The organism is Protofrankia sp. CiP1_Cm_nod1 (assembly GCF_920888515.1).
Classification (GTDB): Bacteria; Actinomycetota; Actinomycetes; order Frankiales; family Frankiaceae; genus Protofrankia.
Genome location: NZ_CAKKTM010000313.1, coordinates 1 through 3,351 on the forward strand (window position 1 = coordinate 1; position 3,351 = coordinate 3,351).

3 protein-coding genes are annotated in these 3,351 nt (G+C 74.3%); 1 reads left to right on the forward strand and 2 read right to left on the reverse strand.

Translation table 11 applies throughout. From position 1 onward, the window contains the following. Positions 1–123: 123 nt before the first annotated feature. Both NBX02_RS13970 and hisI read right to left on the reverse strand, forming a co-directional pair. Positions 124–1,629, reverse strand: coding sequence for an anthranilate synthase component I (locus NBX02_RS13970; protein WP_250287482.1), 1,506 nt, complete (start codon positions 1,627–1,629; stop codon positions 124–126). Further along, positions 1,626–2,192 carry a phosphoribosyl-AMP cyclohydrolase gene (hisI, locus tag NBX02_RS13975; protein ID WP_250291663.1) on the reverse strand — a complete coding sequence of 189 codons (567 nt, stop codon included), beginning with the start codon at positions 2,190–2,192 and terminating at the stop codon, positions 1,626–1,628. Before hisI ends, NBX02_RS13970 begins: the two co-directional genes overlap by 4 nt. Before the next feature lie 144 nt (positions 2,193–2,336). On the opposite strand from hisI, the gene NBX02_RS13980 reads away from it, so the two are divergent. Beyond that, positions 2,337–3,351: hypothetical protein (locus tag NBX02_RS13980; protein ID WP_250291665.1), on the forward strand; the 1,015-nt coding region annotated here is incomplete at its 3' end.

The window sequence follows — 3,351 nt, forward strand, 5'->3', positions numbered from 1 at the left end:
GCCCGGGCACGTCCGCCCGGCCCGTCCCTCCCCCGCTGGCCGCGCGGGTGTCGTCGGCCGCGCGGGTGTCGTCGTCGCGGCGCCCACCGGCGGCCACGAACGGTGTCCGCGGTGTGCCCCCGGTCATGTCGGCGGGCGCAGCGACTCGGCGATCTCGACCGCCCGCAGCACCGCCGCCGCCTTGGTGCGGCTCTCGTCGTTCTCGGCCGCGGGGACGGAGTCGGCGACGATGCCCGCGCCGGCCTGCACGTAGGCGACACCGTCACGCAGCACGGCGGTGCGGATGGCGATCGCGGTGTCCAGGTCACCGCCGAAGTCCAGGTAGCCGACCACGCCCCCGTACAGGCCCCGGCGGGTGGGCTCGAGCCCATCGATGATCTCCATCGCGCGCACCTTCGGCGCGCCGGTGAGGGTGCCGGCGGGGAAGGTCGCCGTGAGGACGTCCACGGCCGAACGGTCCGCCGCGACCTCGCCGGTCACCGTCGAGACGATGTGCATGATCTGCGAGAACCGCTCGACGGCGGCGAACTCGACCACCCGCACCGACCCCGGCGTGCAGACCCGGCCCAGGTCGTTGCGGACCAGGTCGACAAGCATCACGTGCTCGGACCGCTCCTTGGGGTCGGCGAGCAGCTGCGCGGCGAGCTCGGCGTCCGCCTCCGGGGTGGCGCCGCGGGGCCGGCTGCCGGCGATCGGGTGCAGCAGGGCGCGGCGTCCCGTCACCGTCACGTGCGCCTCCGGCGAGGAGCCGATCACATCGTGGTCGTCGAAGCGCAGCAGGTACATGTACGGGCTCGGGTTGGACGCCCGCAGCACCCGGTAGATGTCCAGGGCGGCGGCCGTCGTCGGTCGCTCGAAGCGCTGGGAGACCACGATCTGGAAGCACTCGCCGGCCCGGATCTCCTCGATGGCGGCCTCGACGGACGCCTCGAAACGCTCCGGTGGGGTCGCCGAGACGAAGTCCGCGATCGACAGCTCCGCCGGCACGCCGGTGCTGGCCACGGTTGGCTCGGTCGACTTGCACAGGCCGGCCGTCATGACCTCGAGCCGCTGCAGGGCGTCGTCGTAGGCCGCGTCGAGGCCGCCGCCGCGGGTGAACACGTTGGCGATCAGCAGGCAGGAGCTGTCCCAGTGGTCGAAGACGGCCAGGTCGGCCGTGAGCATCATGCGCAGCTCGGCCATGCCCAGGTCGTCCACGGCGGTCGAGGGCAGCCGTTCCACCCGCCGGACGATGTCGTACGACAGGTAGCCCACCAGCCCGCCGGTCAGCGGTGGGGCGCCGGGCGGCCGGGGGGCGCGCAACGCCGTCCGCGCCGCCCGCAGGATCTCCAGCGGGTCGCCGCCGGTGGGCAGCCCCGGCGGCGGGTCACCCGCCTCCCAGACCGCCGACCCGTCACGTTCGGTGAGGGTGGCCGCGGCCCGGACGCCCACGAACGAGTACCTCGACCACGTCTCGCTGTTCTCGGCGGACTCCAGCAGGAACGTGCCCGGACCGCCGGCGAGCTTGCGGTAGATCCCGACCGGGGTCTCGCCGTCGGCGAGCAGGCGGCGGGTCACCGCGACCACCGGGTACTCGGCGGCCAGCTCATGGAACCGCGAACGGCCGGGGCTGATCTCCCCTGTGGTCACGACCGGGCTCCTCTCACGGGTTCGGCGGCGTCCACCCGCCGGGCGTCGCCGTCGCGTGCCGGACCGGCGCCGGCCCGCGGTTCGTCCATGCTGGCCTGTACGTGGCCGATGCCGGCCCGTGCGTGGTCAATGCCGGCCTGTACGTGATCGATACCGGCCCGTACGTGGTCGATGATGACGGCTGGTAGCCGCCGGCCGTCGAAACAGCTCCGGCTGCCGGTGTGGCAGGCCGGCCCCACCTGGTCGACCTGGACCAGGACGGTGTCCCCGTCGCAGTCCAGCGACACCGAGCGGACCAGTTGCAGGTGGCCGCTGGTGTCACCCTTGACCCAGTACTCGCGGCGGCTGCGGCTCCAGTAGGTGGCCCGCCCGGTGGTCAGCGTCCGGTGCAGGGCCTCGTCGTCCATCCAGCCGACCATCAGCACCTCGCCGGTGTCGTACTGCTGGGCGACCGCCGGGAACAGGCCGGCGGCGTCACGTTTGAGCCGGCCGGCGATCGCGGGGTCCAGGCGGGGGGGTGGGGCGGGCACGTGCCCATTGTGCCGCGCCCGACGGCCTCGCATGCCCGATGAGCCGCATAGCCGATGAGCCGTGCCAGCGCGGCACGCCGGTGGGACGGGCGGAGCCGGGCGCACCTGTTCGTCCAGTATCCGTCCGGTAGTTGCCAGTTCGGCACGGCAGCGCCATGGTGACACTACGATCACTGTGTGACCCCGGTTGGACGAGCTGTCGCGGGCCTTCGGGCGCGGACGGCCACCACGCCTGGCCTGCTCCGCCTGCTGTCGGCGGGCCTGCTCGGCACGACGCTGCTGTTCTGGCTGGCCACGTTCGGCACCGGGCTGTCCCGCGCCGACGCGGTCGACACCGTCAGGAACGATGCCGGGCCGTCGTTCGCCGCCGCGCAACGCATCCACGCCGACCTGTCGGTCGCGGACGCCACGGTCGCCCGTGCCTTCCTGGCCGGCGGCGTCGAACCCGTCGAGCAGCGCCGGGTCTACGAGGAGTCGGTGGCGTCCGCCGCCCGCCGCGTCGTCGACCTGGCCCATGCCGGCGGACCACCCGAGGCGCGGGAGCCGCTGGCCACCCTCGCCCGCGAGATTCCGGCCTACACCGGCCTGGTGGAACGGGCCCGTGCCAACAACCGGTTCGGCAACGTCGTCGGCGCGGCCTACCTCCGGCAGGCGTCCACGCTGATGCAGTACACGATCCTGCCGGCCGCCGACACGCTGGCCGCCGTCGACGCCAGGCGGATCGACGCCTCCTACGACCAGGCCACATCCTGGCATCATCCGGTCCTGGTCACCCTCGCCGGGCTGGCGAGCCTGGCCGGCCTGGCCGCCGTGCAGGTGCTGCTGTACCGCCGCACGAACCGCGTGCTGAACCTGCCGCTGGTCGCCGCGGCCGCGCTGGTCGCCGGCGTGCTCGGCTACACGCTCAGTGCCTTCGCCGCCGAACGGTCGACGCTGCGCGACGGACGCGACGACGCCTTCCAGCCGATGACGCTCGTCGCCCAGGCGCGCAGCCTCGGCCTTCGCGCCTGGGGCGACGAGAGCCTGGCGCTGATCGCCCGGGGCAACGGCGCGCTGTTCGACCTGGACGCGACGCGGGTCGCCCAGCGCCTGGGCTACGGCGAGTCCGGCCGGGCACGGGACGACACGGCGCCGGGCGGCGCGGCCCCGGGCGGGGTGCCCGGCCCGCCGGTGCTGCCCGCCGTCGCCGCCG